Source organism: Williamsia sp. Y844 (assembly GCF_056786475.1).
The window spans coordinates 206,131-232,026 of record NZ_JBXCJB010000003.1; the positions used below are offsets into that span (position 1 = coordinate 206,131).

Sequence of the window (25,896 nt, forward strand, 5' to 3'; positions counted from 1 at the left end):
TTGCGATGAGCACGTTTCGGACGTAAACCGAGGTCGTAGCGGGCAATGCCGCTCGACCTCCAAGTGAGGAGAGCAGTGGCAGGCAAGGCCCGCGTGCATGAATTGGCCAAGGAACTGGGAGTGACAAGCAAGGAAGTGCTTGCACGTCTCAGCGAGCAGGGCGAGTTCGTAAAATCTGCGTCGTCGACCGTTGAGGCCCCCGTGGCCCGGCGACTTCGCCAGTCCTTCCCAGGACAGGACACCCCCGCCGGTAACGCCGGGGGACAAGCAGGATCCGCCGGAGGCGATGCCCCGGCCGGAAAACCATCACCGGCAAAGCCGGGCGCAGCGCGTCCGGGACCGGTATCCACCAGCAATGCAGGTGCTCCGGCAGCACCGTCCACCGGCGCCAAGCCCGGTGCACAGCGGCCGACCCCTGCGCCAAAGGCAGCTCCGCGCCCCGCTGCGCAGGCTCCGGCCCCGTCGAAGCCCGTGTCCAGCGCACCGGCGCCGAGTGCACCCGCACCGGCCGCACCGGCCAAGAGCACTCCCGCTCCGGCCGCGCCCGAAGCACCGGCAGCAGCAGCAACCCCGCCTGCCGCAGCTCCGTCGCGTCCGGCTCAGGCACCGCGTCCCGGTGGCCCCAAGCCCGGCCCGCGTGCACCGCGTGTCGGCAACAACCCCTATTCGAGTGCAGCACCGGTAGAGCGCCCCGCTGCGCGTCCGGCACCAGGTGCCGGTGGACCCCGCCCAGGCGGGGGACAGCGTCCCGGCGCCGGTGGCGCAGCCGCCGGTGGCCGTCCGGCCCCGGGTCAGGGCGGTCCTCGTCCCGCACCGGGACAAGGCGGACCTCGTCCTAGCCCCGGCAGCATGCCTCCTCGCCCCAACCCGGGTGCGATGCCGGCACGTTCGGCACGTCCCAGCGGTCCCGGTGGACCCGGCGGCGCTCGTGGTGGACCCGGCGCAGGCCGTGGTGGACCCGGTGGCGGCGGCGGTCGTCCCGGTGGCGCAGGCGGTGGCGGTGGCTACCGTGGCGGTCCAGGTGGCGGCGGTGCCGGTGCCGGTGCACCCACAGGTGCACCCGGTGGCCCTCCCGGTGGATTCCGGGGTCGTCCCGGCGGCGGTAACCGTGGACGTGGCGGTGCCGCAGGTGCCTTCGGTCGTCCGGGTGGTGCCGTTCGTCGTGGTCGCAAGTCGAAGCGGGCAAAACGCGCCGAGTACGAGAGCATGCAGGCTCCCGCAGTCGGCGGCGTCCGGTTGCCACGTGGCAACGGCGAGACAATTCGCCTTGCTCGTGGAGCTTCGCTGTCCGACTTCGCAGACAAGATCAATGCGAACCCGGCAGCACTTGTGCAGGCGTTGTTCAACCTCGGCGAGATGGTCACGGCGACCGAGTCGGTCAACGACGAGACGCTGGAGCTGCTCGGCGGCGAGATGAACTACACCGTTCAGGTCGTCAGCCCGGAAGACGAAGATCGCGAACTGCTCGACTCCTTCGACCTCACCTACGGCGAGAATGCCGGTGGCGAGGAAGATCTGGAACAGCGTCCGCCGGTGGTGACCGTCATGGGTCACGTCGACCACGGTAAGACCCGACTGCTCGATACGATCCGTAAGGCGAACGTCCGCGAGGGCGAAGCCGGCGGCATCACACAGCACATCGGTGCCTACCAGGTCCTCACCGAACTGGATGGCAACGAGCGCCTGGTCACCTTCATCGACACCCCCGGTCACGAGGCGTTCACCGCCATGCGTGCCCGTGGTGCGAAGGCCACCGACATCGCGATCCTCGTGGTCGCGGCGGATGACGGCGTCATGCCGCAGACGGTCGAGGCGATCAACCACGCACAAGCGGCCGACGTGCCGATCGTGGTGGCGGTCAACAAGATCGACAAGGAAGGCGCCGATCCGCAGAAGATTCGTGCCCAGCTCACCGAATATGGGCTGGTTGCCGAAGACTTCGGTGGAGATACGATGTTCGTCGACATCTCGGCCAAGCAGGGCACCAACATCGACGCACTGCTCGAAGCAGTGCTGCTGACCGCGGATGCCTCGCTTGACCTGCGGGCGAACCCGGACATGGACGCGCAGGGTGTTGCCATCGAGGCGCACCTCGACCGCGGTCGTGGCCCGGTGGCCACCGTGCTCATCCAGCGCGGAACGCTCCACGTCGGCGACTCGATCGTGGCCGGCGACGCCTACGGACGTGTCCGTCGGATGGTCGACGAGCACGGCGAGGATGTCACGGCGGCCACGCCGTCGCGCCCCGTCCAGGTCATCGGCTTCACGTCGGTCCCCGGTGCAGGCGACAACCTGCTCGTGGTCGACGAGGACCGTATCGCCCGGCAGATCGCCGACCGTCGCAATGCGCGTAAGCGCAACGCGCTGGCCGCACGCGGCCGCAAGCGGATCAGCCTGGAAGATCTGGATTCGGCACTGAAGGAGCACTCGCAGCTGAACCTGATCCTCAAGGGCGACAACTCGGGAACCGTGGAAGCCCTCGAAGAGGCACTCATGGGTATCGAGATCGACGACGAGGTGCAGTTGCGCGTCATCGACCGCGGTGTCGGTGGCGTCACCGAAACCAACGTCAACCTGGCGTCGGCGTCGAACGCGATCATCATCGGGTTCAACGTCCGGGCCGAGGGCAAGGCGACGGAGCTGGCGAACCGCGAAGGCGTGGACATCCGGTACTACTCGGTGATCTACCAGGCCATCGACGAGATCCAGGCCGCACTCAAGGGTCTGCTCAAGCCGGTCTACGAAGAGGTCGAGCTGGGCCGGGCGGATATCCGTGCGATCTTCCGGTCGTCCAAGGTCGGCAACATCGCCGGCTGTCTGGTCACCTCGGGCATCATGCGGCGTAACGCCAAGGCTCGTCTGCTGCGTGACAACAAGGTCGTGGCCGAAAACCTCACCATCTCCTCGCTCAAGCGTGAGAAGGAAGATGTCACCGAGGTTCGCGACGGTTACGAATGTGGTCTGACGATCACGTACAACGACATCAAGGTCGATGACGTGATCGAGACCTACGAGTTGCGGGAAAAGGCACGGGACTGATAGTCCCGGCAGGCTGAGATGTTCGTCGGTTCACTGGAAATCGACCTACTGCTCGGCGACATCCACTCGCTCAAGCAGAAGCGCTCAGTGGTGCGACCCATCGTCGCATCACTGGCGCGTCTGCGGGTGTCGGTCGCCGAGGTCGACGATCATGACCTTCACCGCCGTGCCCGTATCGGTGTCGCCGCAGTTGCCGGCGACACCCGGCACGTCGGTGAGGTTCTCGACGCCTGTGAGGCTTTGGTCTCGGGTCGCCCCGAGATCGAAGTATTGTCGGTTCGACGCACAGTTCGCGGCAGCGACGATTGAGACTGTTCGCGGCAGCGACGATTCAGACCGTGCGCGGCAGCGACGCTTGGCGAAGTGCTTGCGACAACGACGATTGCGGATGAGAGACAATGGGTGATCCGGCTGGCGCCGGATGCACCGGAAACCAGGAGAGTGAGCTGCCATGGCAGACCCAGCACGGGCACAGCGGCTGGCCAAGCGGATCTCGACGATCGTCGCGTCGGCGATCGCCGGTGAGATCAAGGATCCCCGGCTCGCCTATGTGACGGTGACCGACGCCAAGGTCACCGGCGACCTCCATGAGGCGACGATTTTTTACACGGTGATGGGTCCATCACTTGATACGCCGCCCGACTATTCGTCCGCAGCGGCCGGATTGGCCAAGGCCACCGGAGTTCTGCGGTCCAAAGTCGGTGCGGGAACCGGTGTCCGGTTCACCCCGACGCTGAGTTTTGTGCTCGACCGGATCCCCGACACTGCGCGGGAGATGGAAGAGCTGCTCGAACGTGCCCGTCTTCAGGACGAAGAGGTGGCCCGCCTGGCGCGGGATGCCGCTCCGGCCGGAGAAGCCGACCCATACCGTGAACCACGTGCTGATGATGACGACGAGGATTCCGGGGACGGTGCTCCGGGCTCAGGCGAGCGGTGAGTAGCACCCCGGTTCCGTCCGACCCGGTCCTGGGCTCTGTCGCCGAGGTGTTGTCGGCGGCTCCGGAGGTCACGGTTCTCTGCCATACCCGGCCCGACGCCGATACGATCGGCAGCGGTCTGGCGATCGCGGATGCGTTGCGGCGGTTGGGTGCTGTCGTCGAGGTGAGTTTTGCCGGACCAACGGAGCTGCCGACAGCGCTGGCCCAACTACCCGGCGCAGATCTGATCATCGATCCCGCGGATATCGTCGGCTATCCCGTGGTGGTTGCAGTCGACTGTGCGAGCATTTACCGTCTCGAAGCACTTTCGACGGTGGTCGAGGCGGCGACGCATTCGATCGTCATCGATCACCACGTGTCCAATGCCGGTTTCGGAACGATCAATTATATTGATCCGCAGGCAGATTGCACCGCAGAACTCGTCTTGTCGATCATCGACGTGCTCGGTGTCGATATAGGGCTCGACATGGCGACCTGCATCTACGCGGGCGTTGTGACGGACACCGGATCCTTCAAGTGGGGCCGGCCGAAGTCGCACCTGATCGCTGCGCGAATGCTCGAAGTCGGTGTCGACGGTCGGCGATGGACCAGGACTCTGCTCGACACCCATAGATTTGGCTGGCTTGCCATGGTTGCAGCCGCACTCGAATCCGCGGTACTGGTGAAGACGGCATTTGACGGACTCGGACTGGTGTACGCCGTGGTCGACCATGCTTCCGCGGCCGAATTGGGCTGGGAAGAAAGCGAAAGCGTGGTCGACATCGTTCGGACCACCGCTGAAGCAGAAGTCGCAGTGGTGTTCAAAGAGTCTTCCCCCGGCCAGTGGACTGTGTCGATGAGGGCGAAGTCGAAGGTTGATCTGGTGCCCATCGCACTGATGCATGGTGGCGGTGGTCATCAGCTCGCGGCCGGCTTCGGAGCCTCCGGGACGGCCGCCGAGGTGGTCGAGCAGTTCCTCTCCTCCGTGTGAGTACGGAATCCGGAGGATCCGGAATCGCTGAATCAGCGCCGGAAGTAATGCCGACCAATAGGCGGATCCTGCGACTGTCGATGTCGGCCCTGGTGGTCTTGATCGCCGAACCGCTGTATCTGATGCTCGACCTGGCGGTGGTCGGCCGGCTCGGTGGTACCGATCTCGCCGCACTGGGGGTCGGCGTCCTGGTGTTGGGGGTGGTCAGCACCCAACTGACGTTCTTGTCCTATGGGACAACTGCACGCGCCGCACAGAAGTTCGGTGCGGGTGATCGCGCCGGCGCCGTATCCGAGGGAATGCAGGCGTCCTGGATCGCGCTCGGGGTTGGCACCGCCATCGTCGCGCTGGTCCAGCTCGGTGCGCCGTGGATTCTGGACGTGTTGACCGGTGGGGGATCGGTGGCGCAGGAGGCGACCGCATGGCTACGGATCGCGGTGTGCGGGGTACCCCTGATCTTGCTGTCGATGGCAGGCAACGGGTGGATGCGAGGTGTGCAGGACACCCGTCGACCGATTGTGTATGTGGTTGTTGGACTGGGTATCTCAGCTGTGTTGTGTCCGCTGCTTGTACACGGTCTGCTGGGTGCACCCGAGATGGGCCTGGAAGGCAGCGCGGTTTCGAACGTGGTCGGGCAGGGCGTCGCCGGCGTCTTGTTCGCGGTGCGTGTGGTCGCGGAGTGTGCACGAGAGCAAGTGCCGAGTCGTCGGCCCCGGTGGTCGGTCATCATTTCGCAATTGGCATTGGGACGCGACCTGATTCTGCGGAGTCTGTCTTTCCAGATCTGCTTTCTGTCCGCCGCTGCGGTGGCCAGTCGTTTCGGGGTGGCGGCGGTGGCCTCGCATCAGTTGGTGTTGCAGCTGTGGAACTTTGTCGCGCTGTTGCTCGACTCGTTTGCGATCGCCGCCCAGGCGCTGGTCGGTGCGGCGCTCGGTGCCGGTGCGGTTCCGGCCGCCTGGCGGGTGACCCGCCGCGTGACCCAGTGGTCGGTCGGGGTGTCGATCGTGCTGGCCGTGCTGTTTGCGCTGGGGAGTTCGCTGGTGCCGAAGATCTTCACCTCTGATCCAGATGTGCTCGATGCGGTCAGCACACCCTGGTGGTTTTTCGTCGCAATGTTGCCGGTCGCCGGTGTGGTGTTCGCCCTCGACGGTGTTCTCCTGGGCAGCGCGGACGCGGCATTCCTGCGAAATGCGACATTGGCATGTGCCCTGTTCGGATTCTTTCCGTTGATCTGGTTGTCGCTGATCTTCGACTGGGGTCTGGCCGGAATCTGGTCGGGATTGGTTGTGTTCATGGCACTTCGACTGATCACGGGCGTGTGGCGGGTCCGTGGTGGCCGGTGGACTGCGGTGGCGAACGTGCATTCGCCGCAAAGTTAACCTCCAGCCTGGGCATTTGCGGCCTAGTATTTATCCGTGGCTCGCACATGGCCGTTGATAGAACGCGAGCGGGAGTTCAAGACGATCCAGTCGGCTCTCGCGTCCGAGGCACCAGACCTCGGTGTTGTCCTCACGGGTGAACCCGGCGTGGGCAAGACCACTCTGGCGCGCTATGCCACCGGCACGTTGTCCGGGCAGGTGCGCTGGGTGGCCGGAACCGAATCGGCGCGGAGCATCCCGCTGGGTGCGTTTGCGCATCTGGTCGGGCCGTCGACGTCGACCGACCCGGTCACATTCATGTCCGCTGCTCGTGCGGCCCTGCTGGCCGGTGGCGACACGGTGATCGGTGTCGACGACGCGCACCTCCTCGATGAACTGTCCGCGACGTTGCTGCATCAACTCGCCATCGATCGGGCGGTCCGGATCATCGCGACCGTGCGCAGTGGTGAAGTGGTTCCCGACGCGGTGACCTCGCTCTGGAAAGACCGGCACCTGGTGCGTCTGGTGCTCTCACCGTTCTCCAAGGAGCAGAGTGTCGAGCTGATCGAATCAGTCCTCGGCGGCCACCTCGAAGGTCTGAGCGCCGACGTGATCTGGAACGCCTCCGGCGGCAACGCCCTTTTTCTGCACCACCTCGTCGAAGGCGCCTTGGAGTCCGGTGCGTTGCGGCAGGTCCGCGGCGTGTGGCAACTGCGGGGGCGGGCCGCGGTCACATCCGAGCTGGCATCGTTGCTCGAGAGCCGGATCGACCAACTCGAGGACTCGTCGCTGCAGGTGCTCAAGCTCCTGACGTTCTGCGAACCGTTGGACATGGACGTGTTGAGCGAACTCGCCGGTGACGCGGCCGTCGACGATTCCGAGGCCCGAGGACTGATCCGGGTTGCGCGTGAGGGTTCGCGGTTCAACGTCCACTACACACATCCGCTGTTCGGTGATGTGATCCGACGCCGGCTCGGTATCGCGTCGTCACGCCGGCTGCGTGGTCAATTGGTGAAAGCGCTGGCCGGCCGGGAAGTCGGCGGCCCGGCGGAGCGGATCCGGTTGGCGGAGCTCTCCCTCGACAGCGACGAGAAGGTGGACGCCGAGTTGCTCGGCCGGGCGGCCAATGATGCGATCTCCTTGGCGAATGTGCCCCTCGGTGAACGTTTCGCGCAGGCGTCGCTTGATGGCGGTGGAGGTCTTGCTGCAGCGAATCTGCTTGCCCGGGCACTGCTTTGGCAGGGACGGGCCGAGGCTGCCGAGAAGACTCTCACCGCCTTCGACCCGGACGAGATGGATCCGGTGCAGCTGGTGCAGTGGGGGTTGACCCGCATCAGCAACCTGCTGTGGTCGATGGGCGAGAGCCGTCGCGCCGATGAGGTGCTCGCGTTGGTGTCCGAGCGGGTCGATCATCCCGCGCTGGAGCAGGCGGTCGACGGCATCGCGTCGGCCTGCGCCCTGTTCGAAGGGCGCCTGGACGAGGCCCTGGAGCGGTCGCAGCGGGTACTCGAGGCGCCGCAGACGTCTCCTTGGGCGTTGGAATGGGCTTGTTTTGGTGGTGGCTGTGCGCGGGCTCTCAGCGGGCGTGGCTCCGAAGTTGCCGAGATCTCCGCACGCGGCCGGGAGGTGGAACTGAAGATCGATGGTCTGCTGAAGTTCATGGCCGGATACGGAGGCGTTCTGGGCTTGGTCTACACCGGGCGATTCGATGAGGCCGAGGAAGAGGCCGGCCGCAATCTGCAATTCAAGGCTGCGGGGCAGTTCCTGGGTTGGGCGATAGCCAACGTCGTGATGGGTTTGGTCGACCTGGCCCGAGGGCGCCTGGAGCCGGCCGTCGGCCGCTTCGAACAATCTCTGGCCGCCCTCGAGACCACCTCTGCTGCGGCCTGGACCTTTCCGGCCAGAATAATGTTGTCCCAATGCTATTCGGCGCTGGGTCGCGATGCCGATGCGCTTCGCGTCCTGACCGATGCCCAGCAGCGGAGTGGTCGTTACGTGAGTGTGTTCGGCCCGCAGGTGCAGCTCACCGCGGCGTGGCTCGCCGCGGCACAAGGGGTCACGGGCGAGGCGATCTCAGGTGCCCGCGCGGCGGCCGAGCAGGCTGCCGACGCGGGCCAGTACAGCATCGAGGCCGAAGCCCTGCATGCCGCGGCCCGGTTCGGTGACGAGACCGCAGCACCGCGGCTGACCGAACTGGCAGGTCAGATCGACGGTGTTCTGGTCGGTGCGTACGCACGTCACGCCAATGCGGTGACCGCAGGCGACGGTGCCGCACTGGACGCCAGTGCCGACGAGTTCGCGCAGATCGGTGCGCTCGTATCTGCCGCAGACGCGGCCGCGCAGGCCGCCACTGTCCACGACGCCGCCGACGAACGCGCAGCGATGGCGGCGTCGGCGTCCACTGCGGCCCGGCTCTCCGCGGAATGTGGCGGACTGCGGACCCCGGCCATGATCGCGGCCGCCCATCCGTTGCCGCTGACCGCCCGGGAACGGGAGATCGCCACGCTGGTCGCGGCAGGTTTGTCGAACAAGGCGATCGCCGAGCGGCTGACGGTGTCCGTGCGCACCGTCGAAGGACACATCTACCGGGCGTGCACCAAACTCGACCTCTCTGACCGCGCGGACTTGGCGACGTTGCTGAAAAACGAGAACTGACAACTGCTTCGGGGGAGGGCATGGCGTGAAGAACCTGGTGGTGTGCTGTGACGGCACGTGGAAGAACGCCGATGACAAGGACGTCTCGAACATCGAGAAGATCGCCCGGGCGATCGAGACCACACCGAAAGATCTTCCGGTCCAGATCGTCTACTACGCCGCCGGGGTCGGTACCGGTGCCACGCGATTCGAGAAGCTCGTCGGCGGCGCCTTCGGTCTGGGACTCGACGCGGCGATCGTCGGGGCCTACCGGTTCCTGTCATTGAATTACGAAAAGGAAGACCATATCTACGTTTTCGGATTCAGTCGCGGTGCCTACACGGCGCGGAGCCTGGTGGGGATGATCGATGCGATCGGTCTGCTCACACCCGACGGGCTGGCGGAGAACAACCTGTCGAAGGTGATGGGGCTGTATCGGGGACGACCGGCCGACGGTGAGAAGCCCACCCCCGAATGGTCCAGGAGTGTGGCCGATTTCCAGACCGACTGTTACGACCAGAATGACGTCATCGTCCGGTTCCTCGGGGTGTTCGACACGGTCGGGACCCTGGGTGTTCCGGGTGTGACACGCCGGAACTACCGCTTCCACAACGTGGCGCTGACACCCCAGGTCGCGACAGCCAGGCACGCCTTGGCAATTCACGAGCGTCGGCGGGCTTTTGCGCCGGCTCTGTGGACGGAGAACAAGAAAAAGAAGGCGACCCCAGACGTCAGACAGATCTGGTTCGACGGTGTGCACAGCGATGTCGGCGGGGGCTACGAGGAGTGCGAGCTCGCGAACAGATCACTCAAGTGGATGGTCGACGAGGCGCGTGCGGCAGGGCTGGTGTTCGCAGACAGTCGGCTTGTCACCGAGCCGCAGGACGTGATGCTGCACAAGACGTTGAAACTTCCCTACCGGGTACTGAACGCACTGAGTGCGATGGTCGATTCGTTGACGCCTGCGAAACGGTTCGGTTCACGTTTCCAGCGCGGATGGCGGGTACTCGAACGCCGCGCCGGGACGTATCAGGACGCCGACGTCGCCGTGGACCTGGCCGACGACGTGTATCGGCGGTGGGTTGTCGAGCGCGGTGGCTCGCTGCCGGTTGCCGGTGTCAAGTGGTGGATCGATGGCGTCGGTGACGACCGATATCAAACCGTCGCAGCACAGCTGACGACGCGGGGCGCCGAAGAGCCCGGACACAGCACCGTCCGGTAGTCGACTACCCTCGCGTGTTGGGGCAAACCGCCTCTTTCAGGCGCGCGCGAAGGGATATCCATGGCGACATTGTGGGCGATCAGCGACCTACATGTCGCACATCGCGGCAACGAATCGGTGATCGACAGGATCCAGCCGCAGAGCGAAGGTGACTGGCTCATCGTCGCCGGTGACGTGAGTGAGCGCACCGACGACCTCTCTGACACGCTGCGCCGCCTGAAGACAAGGTTCGAGACCGTGATCTGGGTCCCGGGCAACCACGAGCTGTACACCACAGCCAAAGACCCGATGCAGATCTTCGGAGTGGCGCGATACGACTACCTCGTCCAGATGTGCCGCGACCTCGGCGTCGTCACGCCCGAAGACATCTATCCGCTATTCGATGCCGGTGACGGGTCGACCCCGGTCCGCGTGGTCCCGATGTTCTTGTTGTACGACTACACCTTTCGCCCGGCAGGAACCACGAACAAGCTGCAGGCGCTGGCTGTGGCCCGTGAGAACAACGTGGTGGCCACCGACGAGTTCCTGCTCTCGCCAGAGCCCTACCCGACCCGTGACGCATGGGGACGCGCCCGGATCGAGCAGACCCGAAAGCGGTTGGATCAACTCGATCGGACCGAGCCCAAGGTGCTCATCAACCACTGGCCTTTGCGTCGTGAACCGACCGACGCACTCATGTATCCCGAGTTCGCGTTGTGGTGTGGCAGTGAGCTGACCGCCGACTGGCACACGCGATACAAGGCGTCGTGCTGCGTGTACGGACACCTGCACATCCCACGGACCACCTGGTACGACGACATCCGCTTCGAAGAGGTATCGGTCGGCTATCCCCGCGAATGGAACCGGCGTGGTCTGCCCGAACCCTTGCTCCGCAAGATCGCGCCCGACGAGGGTCTGCGGCCCGAGCACCTACCCGAACACGGCGCCCGGTTCGAATTACCGCCCGATTATCGGGAGCGGGCGGCGGAGTTCACCGAACAATTGACGCGCAAGCGTGAAGACATCAAGGCGCGCAGAGCGCAGCGTGAAGAGAATCGAGGCGGGACACCATGATCGAAAAGCTGTTGCCCTCCGGGGTTGCGGTGGCCGAATCGTTTGGTGAGATGCCCGATCTTGCACCCTTGGCCGCCGAGGCCGGGTTGGTCGCGCGGGCTGTCGAGAAGCGTCGCAAGGAATTCGTCACCACGAGAAATTGTGCACGAGAAGCTCTGGGCCAGTTGGGGATCGAGCCGGTGCCGATCATGCGTGGCGACAAGGGTGAGCCGTTGTGGCCGCGCCAGGTCGTCGGCAGCCTGACCCACTGCGACGGCTATCGTGCTGCCATCGCGGGATATTCGATGCAGGTGCGGTCGCTGGGTGTGGATGCCGAACCGCACGCACCGCTGCCCGAAGGGGTGCTCGACGCGGTGAGTCTGGAACCGGAGCGGGAGGTCTTGGCAGCACGGGATGATTCCATGCACTGGGATCGACTCCTGTTCTGCGCCAAGGAGGCAACGTACAAGGCCTGGTTTCCGCTGACCAAACGATGGCTCGGTTTCGAGGACGCACACATCACCTTCCAACAGGCAGAGACGGGGACCATGGGCACGTTTCGCAGCGAGTTGCTCGTCGACGGTGCCACGATCGACGGCGGCGAACCGCTTCTCGGGTTCGACGGCCGGTGGCTTGTCGAGCGCGGACTGATCATCGCGGTGATCTCGCTATGAGCACATTGAGTTCGGGCCTCGACGGCGCCGGCCTGCTGATCGTCGACAAAGCCCAGGGGCTGACCAGTCACGATGTGGTGGCCGCGTGCCGAAAGCTACTCAAGACCAGGAAGGTCGGGCACGCAGGCACTCTGGATCCCATGGCCACCGGCGTGCTGGTGATCGGCGTCGAGCGGGCCACCAAGATTCTGGGCCTGCTGTCCCTGACCACCAAGGCGTACACGGCCACCATCCGTCTCGGGGCGGCAACGGACACCGATGATGCCGAGGGGCAGATCATCTCGTCGACCGACGCCGGGCACATCGACGTCGGCCAGATCACCGAACAGGTCGCGGCCCTGACCGGCGACATCAGCCAGATCCCGGCGCGTGTCAGCGCCATCAAGGTCGACGGCCGTCGGGCGCATGCACTGGCCCGCGACGGTGCCGAGTTCGAATTGAAGGCCAGGCCGGTCACCGTGTCACGTTTTGAGGTCGGGCAGGTCCGCCTGGTGCCGCCCGGCGAGAACAATCCCGATGGCGTCACCTACACCGATGTCGATGTCGAGGTCGAATGCTCGGCAGGCACGTACATCCGGTCGCTGGCCCGCGATCTCGGGAGCGCACTGGACGTCGGGGGACACCTGACGGCATTGCGCCGCACCAGGGTTGGGCCGTTCGGACTGGATGTCGCCCGTACCCTCGAAGAAGTCGCCGACTATCCAGGTGTCTCCCTCGACATCGACGCGGCCGCACAGTTCGCCTTCCCGCACCGGAACATCACAACCGAAGAAGCCGAATCGATCAGCCAGGGTCGCTGGTTGGAGCCCATCGGTTTGGAGGGCACCTACGCCGCCATCGACCCGGACGGTCACACGATCGCGTTGCTGCAAGAGAAGGGCCGTCGCGCCAGTTCGGTCATGGTTGTGCGGCCGGCGACCCTGCGCGGGCATTGAGCTCCGCTAGGCGGTGACGAGCCAGATCGCCCGGGCGGCAATGTCTCCCAGGTCGATGGGTGTGCCTTCGTCGATGCTGATCTCGATGGTTCCGGCGAACGGCCGCAGTTCGCGGATGGTGACCTTGCGGTCGAGAGCGATACCGACGGAATCGAAGTAGCGCAGCATCTCTGGATCGGTGTCGGCGATCCGTGCGATGCGTCCTCCGGCGCCGACTTCCAGATCTGCCAACAGCGAGGCATCCGGGGTGGGGACCGAACCGTCTATGGACGGGATCGGATCGCCGTGCGGGTCGCGGGTCGGATGATCGAGTTTGATGTCCAGGCGTGCCATGAACCGGTCGGAGACCGCGTGTTCGAGAACCTCGGCCTCGTCGTGGACCTCGTCCCAGCTGTATCCGAGTTCTCGGACAAGGAACGTCTCGAGCAGACGGTGGCGGCGGACCATCAGGATCGCGGCGGTACGGCCGGTGTCGGTCAAGGTGATCGACCCGTAGCGCTCGTGCACCACGAGACCCTGGTCGGCGAGTTTGCGGATCGCCTCAGAGGCCGTGGACGGGGACACACCGAGCTTTTCGGCAAGCATCTTGGTGGTTATCTTCTCGGGCTTCCATTCTTGCCCGGTCCAGATGACCTTCAGATAGTCCTGGGTGACCGTCGACAGCTCGGAAACCGCCTTCAGCCCGGCCAGGGTGGCGGCGTCCACCGTGGATTCGGGGGGAGTCTCTGAGGAGGGCACCGATCGAGTTTATGACGACCGACTGGGATCTGTGTCATTGCCGCACCAACAGTGCGCCGTTTCCGGGTCTGGACGCGTGGACGGAGTGTGCGCTGTCGCACCCGGCGGTGCGGGGTCGTACGCTTGTGCGGTGTTGCGTTGGCGAGGGCTCGACGATATCCCCGCGGACTGGGGCAGATGTGTGGTCACGATCGGCGTTTTCGACGGCGTCCACCGAGGACATGCGCAATTGATCACCAGGGCTATCCGGGCGGCCAAAGAACGTGGCGTGCCTGCGGTCCTGATGACGTTTGATCCCCATCCGGCCGAAGTCGTGCGTCCGGGAACCCATCCGCCGCAGCTCTCGACCCTGACGCGTCGCGCCGAATTGGCCGAGGAACTTGGCATCGACGTCTTTTGCGTCATGCCGTTCACGCCCGTCCTGGCCGCACAGTCACCCAAGGATTTCGCGCACGAGGTGCTCGTCGAGCGGTTGCATGCCCAGGTCGTGGTCGTCGGCGACAACTTCACGTTCGGCAAGAAGGCCGCAGGCAACGTCGACACACTGCGCAAGTTCGGTGAACGGTTCGGCTTCGAGGTCGAGGCCGTCTCACTCCTCGGAGAACATGCGGTCACGTTGTCGTCGACGTACATCCGATCGTGTGTCGACGCCGGTGACGTCGCGACCGCCACCGAAGCGCTCGGACGACCGCACCGCGTCGAAGGTGTTGTCGTTCGCGGCGACGGCCGTGGCCGCGACCTCGGATTCCCGACAGCCAACATCGCCCCGCCGATGTATTCGGCGATCCCGGCCGACGGTGTGTACGCCGCTTGGTTCACGGTCCTCGGCGCCGGTCCGGTGGTGGGACAGGTCGAACCGGGGGAGAGTTACCGCGCAGCGGTTTCGGTGGGTACCAACCCGACGTTCTCCGGCCGCACCCGAACCATCGAGGCGTATGTCCTCGACACCTCGGCCGATCTGTACGGCCAGCACGTGGCGGTCGACTTCGTCGCCCGGATCCGCGGTCAGGTGAAGTACGACGAGGTCTCGAACCTGACCGACCAGATCTCCGCAGATGTGGACCAGACCCGCCTGCTGCTCCCGTAGCCATGCTGACCGCCGATCCCGGACGATTTGGCCGGGCGGTCACGCCGCCGGTAGAGTCATTCGTTGGTGTGCGCTGCGGTTCGCGGTGGCCGCACCGGTGCACGCGGCGTTCGAAAGATCGCCGGGTGTTCTCACACTCACGCGCGATCGTCATAACCAGGAGTTTTTGTGGCACTGACCGTTGAAGAAAAGAAGACCATTCTCGCCGAGTACGGCTTGCATGAGACCGACACCGGGTCTCCCGAGGCCCAGGTCGCAATGCTGACCAAGCGGATCGTCGATCTCACCGAGCACCTCAAAGAGCACAAGCACGACCACCACAGTCGTCGTGGCCTGCTGCTGCTCGTCGGTAAGCGCCGCCGGTTGCTCAAGTACGTCGCCAAGGTCGATGTGCAGCGCTACCGCACGCTGATCGAGCGCCTGGGTCTGCGCCGCTAGTTACCGTCGGCGACTCGCCCCGGCGATTCGCCAGGTAAAGCGTGTCTGACCGGCCAGCCCGGACAGATGTAAACCCCAAGATCGTCAAAGCCGAGGATGTCAAGTGATATCCTCGGCTTGGCTTTTGTGTCAGGAAAATGTTCGTCTGTGCGTCCGCACTGGTGAGCGGTCTTCGGTAGTGGCTCCCGGAACGTAGGTATTTTCGTCCGGCGGCTTCGATCGACGGCCGTCACACGGCGACAGCCGCACATTCTCCTGGCGCAGGGCCTACTCGCGTGTGTTTGCCCGCGAGCCGGCCGACTGTTTGCAGGTCGGTCGCGAACCTGAAAGCCAACAGTAGGAGATTCCCACACATGACCGACGTCACCAGCACAGACGCTGTGGAGTACGACGACGAGATCACCGAAGCGACCGCCATCATCGACAATGGCACCTTCGGCACCCGCACCATCCGTTTCGAGACCGGACGTCTCGCACAGCAGGCAGCCGGCGCAGTTGTCGCCTACCTCGACGAAGAGACCATGCTGCTCTCGGCCACCAGCGCCGGCAAGCACCCCAAAGAACAGTTCGACTTCTTCCCGCTGACCGTGGATGTCGAAGAGCGGATGTACGCCGCAGGCCGCATCCCCGGATCGTTCTTCCGCCGCGAAGGCCGTCCGTCCACCGACGCGATCCTGACCTGCCGCCTGATCGACCGGCCGCTGCGCCCGTCGTTCGTCGACGGCCTGCGTAACGAGATCCAGGTTGTCGTCACCATCCTGAGTCTCGATCCCAAGGACCTGTACGACGTCGTCGCGATCAACGCGGCTTCTGCGTCCACCCAGATCGCCGGACTGCCGTTCTCCGGACCGGTCGGTGGCGTCCGCGTCGCCCTGATCCCGACCGACGAGAACAAGGCCGGCCAGTGGGTTGCATTCCCCACCGTTCAGCAGCTCGAAGGCGCAGTCTTCGACATGGTTGTCGCCGGCCGCATCGTCTCCGGTGAAGGAGACAGCGCCGACGTAGCGATCATGATGGTCGAGGCCGAGGCCACCGACAACGTGATCGAGCTCATCGAGGGTGGCGCCCAGGCGCCGACCGAGGCGATTGTCGCCGAGGGCCTCGAGGCAGCCAAGCCGTTCATCGCCCGTCTCTGTGAAGCACAGCAGAAGCTCGCCGCCGAGGCTTCCAAGCCGACCGGCGACTTCCCGCTGTTCCCGCCGTACGGCGATGACGTCTTTGCCGCTGTCGAAGCTGCCGGCGCTGCGCGTCTCGGAGAGATCCTGAGCATCGCAGGCAAGCAGGAGCGCGACGACAAGACCGATCAGCTCAAGTCGGACATCGTGACCGACCTCGCAGGCAAGTTCGAAGGCCGCGAGAAGGAGATCGGCGCTGCATTCCGCTCGCTGACCAAGAAGCTCGTGCGCAAGCGCATCCTGACCGACCACTTCCGGATCGACGGACGCGGTGTCACCGACATCCGTTCGCTGTCCGCTGAGGTCGCGATCATCCCGCGTGCACACGGCAGCGCCCTGTTCGAGCGCGGCGAGACCCAGATCCTGGGCGTCACCACCCTCGACATGGTCAAGATGGCCCAGCAGGTCGATTCGCTCGGACCCGAGACCAGCAAGCGCTACATGCACCACTACAACTTCCCGCCGTACTCGACCGGTGAAACCGGTCGCGTCGGTTCGCCGAAGCGTCGCGAGATCGGGCACGGCGCACTCGCCGAGCGCGCTCTGATGCCGGTGCTCCCGACCGTCGCGGAGTTCCCGTACGCCATCCGTCAGGTATCCGAGGCGCTCAGCTCCAACGGATCGACCTCGATGGGCTCGGTCTGTGCATCGACGATGTCGCTGCTGAACGCCGGTGTGCCGCTGCGGGCGCCGGTTGCCGGTATCGCCATGGGCCTGGTCACCGACGAGGTCGACGGCCAGACCCGTTACGTGGCACTGACCGACATCCTCGGCGCCGAAGATGCCTTCGGTGACATGGACTTCAAGGTCGCAGGCACCAAGGACTTCGTGACGGCCCTGCAGCTCGACACCAAGCTCGACGGCATCCCCTCGAGCGTGTTGGCCTCGGCTCTGGCCCAGGCAAAGGACGCGCGGAACACCATCCTGGAGGTCATGGCAGAAGCCATCGACGAGCCGGACGAGATGAGCAAGTACGCGCCGCGCGTGACCACGGTCAAGGTTCCGATCGACAAGATCGGCGAGGTCATCGGGCCCAAGGGCAAGATGATCAACTCGATCACCGAGCAGACCGGTGCGAACATCTCCATCGAAGACGACGGCACCGTGTTCGTCGGCGCCACCGATGGACCGTCTGCCCAGGCCGCGATCGACATGATCAACGCCATCGCCAACCCGCAGCTGCCCAAGGTGGGCGAGCGGTTCCTCGGAACCGTCGTCAAGACGACCACCTTCGGTGCGTTCGTCTCGCTGCTCCCGGGCCGCGACGGCCTCGTCCACATCTCGAAGCTGGGCAAGGGCAAGCGGATCAGCAAGGTCGAAGACGTTGTCAACGTCGGCGAGAAGATCCGCGTCGAGATCGCCGACATCGACGATCGCGGCAAGATCAGCCTGGTCCCCGTCGAAGACGAGCCCGCTGCTCCCACCGACGCTGCTACAGAGGCGAAAGCCTGAGCCGCACAGCAGATTTAACCGGGACGCATAAGTCTGTGTCCTCAGTTACCCACCGGGCAGTACGGAGATCCGTACTGCCCGGTGGGCTCCGGGTGGTCACCGAGTATCTTCCTGGCGTGCGTTCGGCGTCGGTGGGACTCTGGGTCGCGGTTGGATCAAGAGACGAGAAGCCCTCGGTTGCCGGGGCGGCACACTTCCTTGAACACCTGTTGTTCAAGTCGACGCCGACCCGATCTGCGGCGAGCACTGCGCAGCAGATCGATGCAATCGGCGGAGAGCTCAACGCCTTCACCGGCAAAGAGCAGACCTGCTACTACGCCCATGTCCTCGACGAGCACATGGCAACAGCCATCGACATCGTCGCCGACGTCGTCCTGCGGGGCGAATGCCGAACCGAAGACGTCGGGATCGAGCGCGCGGTGGTCCTCGAAGAGATCGCCATGCGCGACGACGATCCCGAAGATCTGCTCGCCGACCTGTTCATGACGTCGATGTACGGCAATCATCCGCTCGGACGGCCGGTCATCGGTTCGGCCGAGTCGATCACGTCGATGACGCGCACGCAGGTGCGTTCCTTCCACCAGCGCCGCTACACGCCCGACAAGATGGTTTTGTCGGTGGCGGGCAACGTCGACCATGCCGAGGTTCTTGCCGCGGCCCGGGCGACGTTCGCCGGACATCTGGACAAGGAAGCAAAACCGGCACCGATTCGATTGGGTGCCAAAGCGATCGGCGGCCGACCCACGCTGGAGGTGTCCTATCGCGACACCGAGCAGGCGCACCTGTTGCTGGGCGTGCGGGCGCCGGGTCGTGGCAGCGGCGACCGATGGGCACTGTCGGTCCTCAACACCGCAGTGGGTGGGGGACTGAGTTCCCGGCTGTTCCAAGAGATTCGCGAATCGCGGGGACTGGCCTATTCGGTGTATTCGTCGGTTGACTCGTTCGCCGACGTGGGTGCGTTCTCGGTGTACGCGGGCTGCTCGCCCGACCATCTCGCCGAGGTCACGTCGGTCATGACCACGATCCTGACCGAGGTGGCAGAACACGGGATCACCGCAGAAGAGCTCGACCGTGCCAAGGGGTCGCTCCGCGGGGCGATGGTCCTGGGCCTGGAGGATTCGCAGTCCCGGATGCACCGCAATGGTCGCGGTGAGATCAACTACGGCAAGCGGATGACGGTCGACGAGGCGTTGCGCAAGATCGACCGTGTGAACGCTGCCGACACCACCAGGGTCGCTCGGGAACTGCTCGGACAACCGTTCGGTGCGGCCGTGATCGGTCCATACCGCAGCCACCGCCAGCTACCCAAGTCATTGACCTCGCTGGTGAATTGACGGGCGCGGCGCGCTGCGGCCGGCGACCTGGCACGATTGCGCCATGACGTCGATCGCCGAGTTTCTCTCCGGGCACCCGCCCTTTGATGCGCTCTCCGGCGACGAGTTGGCGACGGTCGCTGCCGTGTCGCGGATGGAAGACCACGGATCCGGCAGCACGATCATGAATGGCTTCACCGAGCCGATCGAAGAGCTTGCGGTGGTGGTTTCCGGGCAGGTCGAATTGTGGAACTCTCCCGATCACAAACCGGACGGACCCGACGAGATCTTGGGCCCGGGCGGTGTTTTCGGCTACTCGGGAATGCTCACCGGATCGTCCATCGGCCCGCTGGCACTTGCGGCCGGTCCGGTCCGGGTCTGCCGGATTCCGGGCCACACCGTGCGCCCGGTCTTCTCGTCACTGGCCGGTGCGGAGTTCCTGGCGCGCAAACTCACGGTCGCGCAACGTGCCGACTCACCGTTGGTGAGCAACTTCGGGACAGTCGACGAACTGATCCGGACGCCGCCGGTGGTGGGGACCGCCGACATGACCGTCCAGCAGGCCGCGCAGAAGATCACCGAACACCACAGCGGCTATATCGTGATCCCGTGTCCGGACGGCCGGTTCGGGGTACTGACCGACCGTGACATCCGCGCCCGCGTGGTGGCGACCGGGTCGGACCTGAATCAGCCGGTCCATCAGGTGATGTCCTATCCGGCGGTCACGGCACTGACGACGACCCCGGCATCCGATGTCCTGGTGGACATCCTGGACCGTGGGGTCACCTGCATACCGGTGACAGACCCGCACGGGACGCTGCGCGGTGTGGTGGTTCCGGAGGACTTCGTCAACGCACCGGCCGGCGCCGGTGTCTCCCTTCGCGAACAGATCGCGCGCGCCGACTCTTTCGATACGTTGGCCGAGCGAGGTCGGCGAATGCGCTACGTGGCAGCCGATCTCCTGCGTCGGGGACGGCCGTCCTATGAGGTGACCGCGGTCCTGTCCGTGCTGACGGACGCGGTGGTCCGGCGGGCTCTGGAGATCGAGCTGACCTCGCGCCCCGACCTCGATCCGGCCGCGCTGACCTGGCTGTCGTTGGGTAGCAACGCACGTCGGGAGTCGGTGCTCAGTTCAGACGTCGATTCTGCGGTCTCATTCGACGAGTCGGTGTCCGATCCCGAACGGATCGCCGCCTACCGTGCCGCGTTCGCCGACGTCGGCGAAGTGCTGCGCCGCAGTGGACTCGGCGTAGACACCAACGGTGCCACTGCGGACATGCCGCTGTTCTCCAGGACCCACAGCCAATGGCGTGAGGTTGCCGAACAGTGGCTCGAGTCCCCGCTCGACAACAAGGGGATGATCCTGGCTTCGTTGCTACTCGACGGCCGTCCGATCTGGGGTGACCCGGGAGCGACCGCGGTCTCCGAGGTGTTCCGTGATCTGCGCCGACACCCTGGGACGATGCGGCTGCTGCTTGCCGAATCACTGTCGTACAAGGCGAAATTGCGGTCGATGCGCGACGTGCTGGCGCGGCGGGGTGGAACGTTCGACATCAAAAGTCATGCGCTGGTTCCGGTGATCAATATCGCCCGGTGGGCAGCGCTGAGCGTTCAGAGTCCCGAACTCGGAACCCGCGGACGGCTGTCGGCGGCCGCCGGGAGCGCAATGCTCAGCGAAGACAACGCGAACACGCTCATCGAGGTGTTCGAGGTGCTGCAGAAGATTCGTCTGACCTACCAGGTCGCGCAACTCGATCATGGTGAGGCGGCATCGGATGTGCTGACCATGCAACGCCTTTCGCCGCTGGACCGCAGCCTCGTCGGACAAGCGGTCCGTGAGGTGTCGGCAGTCCAGCGGCGAATGGACAATATGTCCCACTACATGTCGGTCCGGCAATGGGCCGAGCCGGACGGGTCAGATCCGCAGGGGTGAGACGCCGAGCGGGATGTCGAGAGCTTCGGAGACGTGCGCGCAGAGCAATTCACCCTGATGGGTGGACAGACCCTTGGCCAGTGCCGGATCTCGCCGCAGGGCTTCGGTCCAGCCGAGATCGGCGAGGCGCAGGACGTAGGGGAGGGTCGCTCCGGTCAGCGCCATCGTCGAGGTGCGGGCCACTGACCCGGGCATGTTGGCCACGCAATAGAAGACCGAATCGTGAACCATGAACGTCGGGTCGTCGTGAGTGGTCGGCCGGGAATCCTCGAAGCAGCCACCCTGGTCGATGGCGATGTCGACCAGTACGGAACCGGGCTTCATCTGTGCGACCAGGGAATTGGAGACCAGGACCGGCGCCTTCGCGCCGGGGACCAACACGGCTCCGATGACGAGATCGGCCTGCTTGATTGCCTCGTCGAGGTCGAACTTGGTGCTGTAACGGGTGTGGACCCGACCGTTGAAACGCGCGTCGATGGCCCGCAGCTTGTTGATGTCGAGGTCGAAGACCGTCACCTCTGCGCCCATCCCGACCGCGATCGTGGCTGCGTTGACTCCGCTGACGCCGCCGCCGATGACAACAACGTTCGCCGGCAGGGTTCCGGGGACTCCGCCCATCAGTACGCCGCGGCCACCGGCTGAGCGCATCAGATGGTAGGCGCCGACCTGCGGGGCGAGTCGTCCGGCGACCTCGCTCATCGGGGCGAGCAACGGCAGCGATCCGTCGGCTTCCTGCACGGTTTCGTAGGCGATCGAGGTGGTGCCGGACTGCAGCAGGGCGTCGGTGCAGGCCCGGCCGGCAGCGAGATGCAGGTAGGTGAAGAGCGTCTGGCCTTCGCGCATGAGTTCGTACTCCGAGGCGATCGGCTCTTTGACCTTCAGCAGCAGTTCGGCCTGCTCCCACACTTCCCGGGCGGTGCCGAGGATCTGCGCTCCGGCCTCCTTGAAATCTGTGTCGGCAATCGCGGACCCGGTGCCGGCTTCGTGTTCGACGATCACTTCGTGGCCGCGGCGGGTGAGTTCGGCTACACCCGCAGGCGTGATGGCAACTCGGAACTCGTTGTTCTTGATCTCGCGGGGGATGCCGACGCGCATGAATGACTCCTCGGTAGTGGTGGGGCTCGGCCCTGACTTCAAGGGTGAAGAAACAGCGGAAAGCCTGCAAGATCAGTGACAAAGATTCTCAAATAGGTAGTCTCTGGTGAAGATGTTGCGGGATTGGAGGTCGTGATGGCTCTTGAGTCGAACAATATTCGGGCCCGCGCGGCCGGGCTCGACGACATCGATCGGCGACTGCTTGCCCTGCTGCAGGTCGACGCGCGCATGCCGAACAGTGCGTTGGCAGCGGAGGTGGGCATCGCGGCATCGACATGCCATGGGCGGATCCGGCGTCTGATCGACATCGGGGTGGTGCGCGGCTTCTTCGCCGACATCGATCCGGCTGCTGTCGGTCGGCCGTTGCGTGCCATGGTCGCGGTGAGTCTGCAGTCGGATGCGCGTGGCCAGATCCGGCGACTTGTGGCTGAACTCGGCCGGAAAGATGAGGTCATCGACGTCTTTTTCCTGGCCGGGGCAGACGACTATCTTCTGCATGTGGCCACCGCGGACACCGAGGCGCTTCGAAAGTTCATCGAGACGCTCAATGCACGGCCCGAGGTGGCCGGAACGACCACGTCGCTGGTGTTCGAGCATCTTCGCGGTTCGGCGCCGATCTTCTGATCGGATGTCAGGTCTCCCTGGTCGGAGTGGCCGCGTCGAGCTGACTAGACTCGGCGGGGTGACTGACCAGATCAAAGTAGGTGTCCTCGGTTCCGGCGGCAAAGTGGGCCAGGCAATCGTGGCGGGTGTCGAGGCCGCAGCAGACCTCGACTTCAGCGCAGGCGTCGACAAGGGCGACCCGTTGTCGCGGTTCGTCGAGACCTCGACCTCTGTCGTGGTGGACTTCACCCACCCGGACGTGGTGATGGACAACCTGAAGTTCTTGATAGAGAACGGGATCCACGCGGTTGTCGGCACGACGGGCTTTGACGACGCGCGACTGGACACTGTTCGCGGTTGGCTTGCAGCCAAGCCCGGAGTCGGGGTCCTGATTGCACCGAACTTTGCCATCGGCGCGGTGCTGAGCATGCGATTCGCCAAGCAGGCGGCACGCTTCTTCGATTCGGTCGAGGTGATCGAACTCCACCACCCGCACAAGGCCGATGCGCCGTCGGGTACTGCATACCGGACTGCGGCCTTGATCGCGCAAGCTCGGGCCGAAGCCGGCGTGCCGATCAGCCCGGATGCGACCACAGCCGAACTCGAGGGCGCCCGCGGTGCCGATGTCGACGGCGTCCGCGTGCATTCGGTCCGGCTCGCCGGATTGGTCGCCCATCAAGAGGTCCTCTTCGGGACACAGGGTGAGACCCTGACGATCCGGCACGACTCGATCGACCGCACCTCGTTTGTCCCGGGGGTGCTGCTCGGTGTCCGTGAGATCGGTGACCGTCCGGGCCTGACCGTGGGTCTCGACGACTTGATGGACCTGTGAGCGGGCCTGAGGTGGTGAGCGAGAAGCAGAAAGACGCACGGCCGATCGTCATCGGGATCGTTGTACTCGTCCTGGTGCTCTTCTTCTACTTCTTCTTGCTGGGGACTCGTGCCGTCGATCTGATGGCCACTGGCGAAGTGGTCGGAATCGGTCTGGGTATCGGGGTGATCATCCTGCCGTTGCTCGGTGTCTGGATGGTGGTCGGTGCGCTGCGGTCCGGTATCGCCCATCAGCGACTGGCCCGCCGGATGCGCGAGGAGGGTCATGAACTCGACGTCTCGGCCCTGCCCAAGCGTCCTTCGGGTCGCATCGAACGTGAGGCCGCCGATGAGCTGTTCGCTCAGGTCAAGGCGGAGTGGGAAGCCGACCCGAGTAACTGGCGGTCGACGTACCGCATCGCACGCGCCTACGACTACGCCGGCGACCGCAGCCGTGCTCGCGAGATGATGAAACGTGCTGTGGCGCAGGAGAAAGAATCCGAGTCGTAGTACAGGGGAGCGTTGATGTCGCGTTTGTTGATCATTCACCACACACCGTCGCCGCATTGTCAGGCGATGTTCGAGGCCGTGGTGTCCGGCGCGAGCGATCCCGAGATCGACGGCGTTGACGTGGTGCGCCGGGCTGCGCTCACGGTGTCACCTGCCGAGATGCTCGAGGCCGACGGTTACGTACTCGGAACGCCCGCCAACCTGGGCTACATCAGCGGCGCGCTCAAGCATGCGTTCGACGGTGCGTACTACCAGATTCTCGACTCGACCCGCGGACGACCGTTCGGGCTCTACCTTCACGGCAACGAGGGCTCCGAAGGGGCCGAACGGGCTGTCGATTCCATCACCACGGGCCTGGGCTGGTCCAAAGCCGCCGAATACGTTGTGGTGTTGGGCAAACCCAGCAAAGACGATCTCGAAGCCTGCTGGGAACTCGGGGCGACGGTTGCTGCGCAGTTGATGGGGTAGACAAATGCACCTGTTCCAGTCATTTACACACGTTGCAACATGTGCAAATGACTGGAACAGGTGCATTTGTCTCGGATCCAGTGTCGCTGTCTAGGCGCGGCTGGGGCCGCGATGTGCAGAGATGTCGGCGTCGCCCTTTAGACTTGGGCCCGTGAGCGACGCGGTGAACATTCCGACCCCTTATGAAGATCTGCTGCGGCTGGTCCTGGAAACGGGGACTCCCAAGGCCGACCGCACGGGCACCGGCACCCGGAGCCTGTTCGGTCACCAGTTGCGTTACGACCTATCTGAAGGGTTTCCGCTGATCACGACCAAGCGGGTGCACCTGAAATCCATCGTCTACGAGCTGCTGTGGTTCTTGCGCGGCGATTCGAACGTGCGGTGGCTGCAGGAACACGGCGTCACCATCTGGGACGAGTGGGCCGACGCCAACGGCGAACTCGGACCCGTCTACGGCGTGCAGTGGCGCAGTTGGCCGACACCCTCGGGCGAGCACATCGACCAGATCAGTGCTGCGCTCGAGATGTTGCGCACCAATCCGGACTCGCGACGCAACATCGTCTCGGCATGGAACGTCGGAGAGATCCCGCAGATGGCACTTCCGCCGTGTCATGCGTTCTTCCAGTTCTATGTCGCCGACGGAAAACTGTCCTGCCAGCTCTACCAGCGCAGCGCCGACCTGTTCCTCGGAGTGCCGTTCAACATCGCGTCCTACGCACTGCTCACCCACATGATGGCGGCGCAGGCCGGCCTCGAGGTCGGGGAGTTCGTCTGGACCGGCGGCGATTGTCACATCTACGACAACCATGTCGAACAGGTCACCAAGCAGCTCTCCCGTGACCCGTACCCGTACCCGACATTGGCTCTGGCGCAACGTGATTCGATCTTCGACTACCGCTACGAGGACATCGAGGTGCTCGACTACAAGTACCACCCGGGGATCAAAGCGCCGGTGGCGGTCTAGAACCTGTGACCATCGCACTCATCTGGGCCCAGACTGTCGACGGTGTGATCGGCCGCGGCGGAGACATGCCGTGGAAGCTGTCCGAAGATCAAAAGTACTTCCGGCAGGTGACCGGCAAACATCCGGTGGTGATGGGCCGTCGCACGTGGGATTCGTTGCCGCCGAGGTTTCGTCCGCTGCCGGGGCGCGAAAACCTGGTCGTCACCCGGAAGCGGGACTGGCTCGGCGAAGGCGCTCGCAGCTTTCCGGATGTCGAATCGGCGATCGCCGCCGGGCGCGAACTCGACACCACGGTCTTTGTGATGGGTGGCGGTGAAATCTACCGGGCCACTCTGGATCTGGCTGACATCGTCTACGTCACCGAAATCGATATCGAGGTGCCCGATGGTGATACCCGGGCACCAGATCTGGAGCCGCAGCGCTGGGAACTCTCGGCCGATGAGCCGTGGCAGGAATCCGGGAACGGTCTTCGCTACCGTTTCCTGAAATACACGGCCAGGGCGTAACA

At 64.8% G+C, this 25,896-nt stretch carries 23 protein-coding genes; 21 read left to right on the top strand and 2 right to left on the bottom strand.

The window, feature by feature from the left end:
• The first annotated feature begins 75 nt into the window (after positions 1-75).
• The 10 genes from infB (at position 76) to truB (ending at position 12,802) form a co-directional block, all read left to right on the top strand.
• On the top strand, positions 76-3,039 hold the full coding sequence (gene infB / locus AC1TQG_RS17770; protein WP_482139126.1) for a translation initiation factor IF-2: 2,964 nt from the start codon (positions 76-78) through the stop codon (positions 3,037-3,039).
• Between the two features lie 18 nt (positions 3,040-3,057).
• Positions 3,058-3,348, top strand: coding sequence for a DUF503 domain-containing protein (locus AC1TQG_RS17775; protein WP_482139128.1), 291 nt, complete (start codon positions 3,058-3,060; stop codon positions 3,346-3,348).
• A 142-nt stretch (positions 3,349-3,490) separates the two neighbouring features.
• Complete coding sequence (rbfA, locus tag AC1TQG_RS17780) at positions 3,491-3,976, top strand: 30S ribosome-binding factor RbfA (protein WP_482139130.1); 486 nt, start codon at positions 3,491-3,493, stop codon at positions 3,974-3,976.
• Entirely contained in the window at positions 3,973-4,947 is a 975-nt protein-coding gene (locus AC1TQG_RS17785; protein WP_482139132.1) for a DHH family phosphoesterase, read from the top strand. Before rbfA ends, AC1TQG_RS17785 begins: the two co-directional genes overlap by 4 nt.
• A 47-nt stretch (positions 4,948-4,994) precedes the next feature.
• Positions 4,995-6,326: an MATE family efflux transporter gene (locus AC1TQG_RS17790; RefSeq protein ID WP_482139134.1), complete on the top strand. Its 1,332-nt coding sequence runs from the start codon at positions 4,995-4,997 to the stop codon at positions 6,324-6,326.
• A 36-nt stretch (positions 6,327-6,362) separates the two neighbouring features.
• A complete protein-coding gene (locus AC1TQG_RS17795; RefSeq protein WP_482139136.1) occupies positions 6,363-8,960 on the top strand; it encodes a LuxR C-terminal-related transcriptional regulator in 2,598 nt (865 codons plus the stop codon).
• A gap of 25 nt (positions 8,961-8,985) precedes the next feature.
• Complete coding sequence (locus AC1TQG_RS17800; protein ID WP_482139138.1) at positions 8,986-10,161, top strand: DUF2235 domain-containing protein; 1,176 nt, start codon at positions 8,986-8,988, stop codon at positions 10,159-10,161.
• A gap of 60 nt (positions 10,162-10,221) precedes the next feature.
• Positions 10,222-11,214 (top strand): metallophosphoesterase family protein, encoded by a 993-nt coding sequence (locus AC1TQG_RS17805; RefSeq protein ID WP_482139139.1) that lies wholly within the window; start codon positions 10,222-10,224, stop codon positions 11,212-11,214.
• A complete protein-coding gene (locus AC1TQG_RS17810) occupies positions 11,211-11,867 on the top strand; it encodes a 4'-phosphopantetheinyl transferase family protein (RefSeq protein WP_482139141.1) in 657 nt (218 codons plus the stop codon). Before AC1TQG_RS17805 ends, AC1TQG_RS17810 begins: the two co-directional genes overlap by 4 nt.
• Entirely contained in the window at positions 11,864-12,802 is a 939-nt protein-coding gene (gene truB / locus AC1TQG_RS17815; RefSeq protein ID WP_482139143.1) for a tRNA pseudouridine(55) synthase TruB, read from the top strand. Before AC1TQG_RS17810 ends, truB begins: the two co-directional genes overlap by 4 nt.
• 6 nt (positions 12,803-12,808) lie before the next feature.
• Here truB and AC1TQG_RS17820 read toward each other — a convergent pair whose 3' ends face one another.
• Positions 12,809-13,507, bottom strand: a complete 699-nt coding sequence (locus tag AC1TQG_RS17820) for a metal-dependent transcriptional regulator (protein ID WP_482139884.1) — start codon at positions 13,505-13,507, stop codon at positions 12,809-12,811.
• A gap of 163 nt (positions 13,508-13,670) precedes the next feature.
• Between AC1TQG_RS17820 and AC1TQG_RS17825 the strand changes: the two genes are divergently transcribed.
• The 5 genes from AC1TQG_RS17825 (at position 13,671) to AC1TQG_RS17845 (ending at position 20,938) form a co-directional block, all read left to right on the top strand.
• Positions 13,671-14,627, top strand: a complete 957-nt coding sequence (locus AC1TQG_RS17825; protein WP_482139144.1) for a bifunctional riboflavin kinase/FAD synthetase — start codon at positions 13,671-13,673, stop codon at positions 14,625-14,627.
• Between the two features lie 168 nt (positions 14,628-14,795).
• Positions 14,796-15,065 (top strand): 30S ribosomal protein S15, encoded by a 270-nt coding sequence (gene rpsO / locus AC1TQG_RS17830; RefSeq protein ID WP_482139146.1) that lies wholly within the window; start codon positions 14,796-14,798, stop codon positions 15,063-15,065.
• A gap of 353 nt (positions 15,066-15,418) precedes the next feature.
• Positions 15,419-17,692, top strand: a complete 2,274-nt coding sequence (locus AC1TQG_RS17835) for a polyribonucleotide nucleotidyltransferase (RefSeq protein ID WP_482139148.1) — start codon at positions 15,419-15,421, stop codon at positions 17,690-17,692.
• 35 nt (positions 17,693-17,727) lie between these two features.
• Positions 17,728-19,026 (top strand): M16 family metallopeptidase, encoded by a 1,299-nt coding sequence (locus AC1TQG_RS17840; RefSeq protein WP_482139149.1) that lies wholly within the window; start codon positions 17,728-17,730, stop codon positions 19,024-19,026.
• 43 nt (positions 19,027-19,069) lie between these two features.
• Positions 19,070-20,938 carry a putative nucleotidyltransferase substrate binding domain-containing protein gene (locus tag AC1TQG_RS17845; RefSeq protein WP_482139151.1) on the top strand — a complete coding sequence of 623 codons (1,869 nt, stop codon included), beginning with the start codon at positions 19,070-19,072 and terminating at the stop codon, positions 20,936-20,938.
• On the opposite strand, the gene ald is transcribed toward AC1TQG_RS17845, so the two are convergent.
• A complete protein-coding gene (gene ald, locus AC1TQG_RS17850; RefSeq protein ID WP_482139153.1) occupies positions 20,921-22,033 on the bottom strand; it encodes an alanine dehydrogenase in 1,113 nt (370 codons plus the stop codon). The two genes, AC1TQG_RS17845 and ald, sit on opposite strands and share 18 nt — an antisense overlap.
• Positions 22,034-22,168: 135 nt before the next feature.
• Here ald and AC1TQG_RS17855 point away from each other — a divergent pair, with 135 nt between their 5' ends.
• The 6 genes from AC1TQG_RS17855 to AC1TQG_RS17880 all read left to right on the top strand — a co-directional run bounded on the left by AC1TQG_RS17855 (position 22,169) and on the right by AC1TQG_RS17880 (position 25,894).
• Positions 22,169-22,657, top strand: coding sequence for an Lrp/AsnC family transcriptional regulator (locus AC1TQG_RS17855; RefSeq protein WP_482139155.1), 489 nt, complete (start codon positions 22,169-22,171; stop codon positions 22,655-22,657).
• A 58-nt stretch (positions 22,658-22,715) separates the two neighbouring features.
• Positions 22,716-23,468 (top strand): 4-hydroxy-tetrahydrodipicolinate reductase, encoded by a 753-nt coding sequence (gene dapB / locus AC1TQG_RS17860; protein WP_482139157.1) that lies wholly within the window; start codon positions 22,716-22,718, stop codon positions 23,466-23,468.
• Positions 23,469-23,482: 14 nt separating this feature from the next.
• Entirely contained in the window at positions 23,483-23,956 is a 474-nt protein-coding gene (locus AC1TQG_RS17865; RefSeq protein WP_482139159.1) for a hypothetical protein, read from the top strand.
• A 15-nt stretch (positions 23,957-23,971) separates the two neighbouring features.
• The gene (locus AC1TQG_RS17870; protein ID WP_482139161.1) at positions 23,972-24,424 is read left to right on the top strand and encodes a flavodoxin family protein; all 453 of its coding nucleotides are present in this window, start codon (positions 23,972-23,974) and stop codon (positions 24,422-24,424) included.
• 121 nt (positions 24,425-24,545) lie between these two features.
• A complete protein-coding gene (locus tag AC1TQG_RS17875; RefSeq protein ID WP_482139163.1) occupies positions 24,546-25,388 on the top strand; it encodes a thymidylate synthase in 843 nt (280 codons plus the stop codon).
• A gap of 5 nt (positions 25,389-25,393) precedes the next feature.
• Positions 25,394-25,894 (top strand): dihydrofolate reductase, encoded by a 501-nt coding sequence (locus AC1TQG_RS17880; protein WP_482139165.1) that lies wholly within the window; start codon positions 25,394-25,396, stop codon positions 25,892-25,894.
• Positions 25,895-25,896: the final 2 nt, after the last annotated feature.

What these genes read in the sequence shown, in the direction of transcription:
- AC1TQG_RS17775 (WP_482139128.1), top strand. Translation starts at nt 3,058, where the DNA reads ATGTTCGTCGGTTCACTGGAAATCGACCTACTGCTCGGCGACATCCAC.
- rbfA (WP_482139130.1), top strand. Translation starts at nt 3,491, where the DNA reads ATGGCAGACCCAGCACGGGCACAGCGGCTGGCCAAGCGGATCTCGACG.
- AC1TQG_RS17790 (WP_482139134.1), top strand. Translation starts at nt 4,995, where the DNA reads ATGCCGACCAATAGGCGGATCCTGCGACTGTCGATGTCGGCCCTGGTG.
- AC1TQG_RS17805 (WP_482139139.1), top strand. Translation starts at nt 10,222, where the DNA reads ATGGCGACATTGTGGGCGATCAGCGACCTACATGTCGCACATCGCGGC.
- AC1TQG_RS17810 (WP_482139141.1), top strand. Translation starts at nt 11,211, where the DNA reads ATGATCGAAAAGCTGTTGCCCTCCGGGGTTGCGGTGGCCGAATCGTTT.
- truB (WP_482139143.1), top strand. Translation starts at nt 11,864, where the DNA reads ATGAGCACATTGAGTTCGGGCCTCGACGGCGCCGGCCTGCTGATCGTC.
- AC1TQG_RS17835 (WP_482139148.1), top strand. Translation starts at nt 15,419, where the DNA reads ATGACCGACGTCACCAGCACAGACGCTGTGGAGTACGACGACGAGATC.
- AC1TQG_RS17845 (WP_482139151.1), top strand. Translation starts at nt 19,070, where the DNA reads ATGACGTCGATCGCCGAGTTTCTCTCCGGGCACCCGCCCTTTGATGCG.
- ald (WP_482139153.1), bottom strand. Translation starts at nt 22,033, where the DNA reads ATGCGCGTCGGCATCCCCCGCGAGATCAAGAACAACGAGTTCCGAGTT.
- AC1TQG_RS17855 (WP_482139155.1), top strand. Translation starts at nt 22,169, where the DNA reads ATGGCTCTTGAGTCGAACAATATTCGGGCCCGCGCGGCCGGGCTCGAC.
- AC1TQG_RS17870 (WP_482139161.1), top strand. Translation starts at nt 23,972, where the DNA reads ATGTCGCGTTTGTTGATCATTCACCACACACCGTCGCCGCATTGTCAG.
- AC1TQG_RS17875 (WP_482139163.1), top strand. Translation starts at nt 24,546, where the DNA reads ATGTCGGCGTCGCCCTTTAGACTTGGGCCCGTGAGCGACGCGGTGAAC.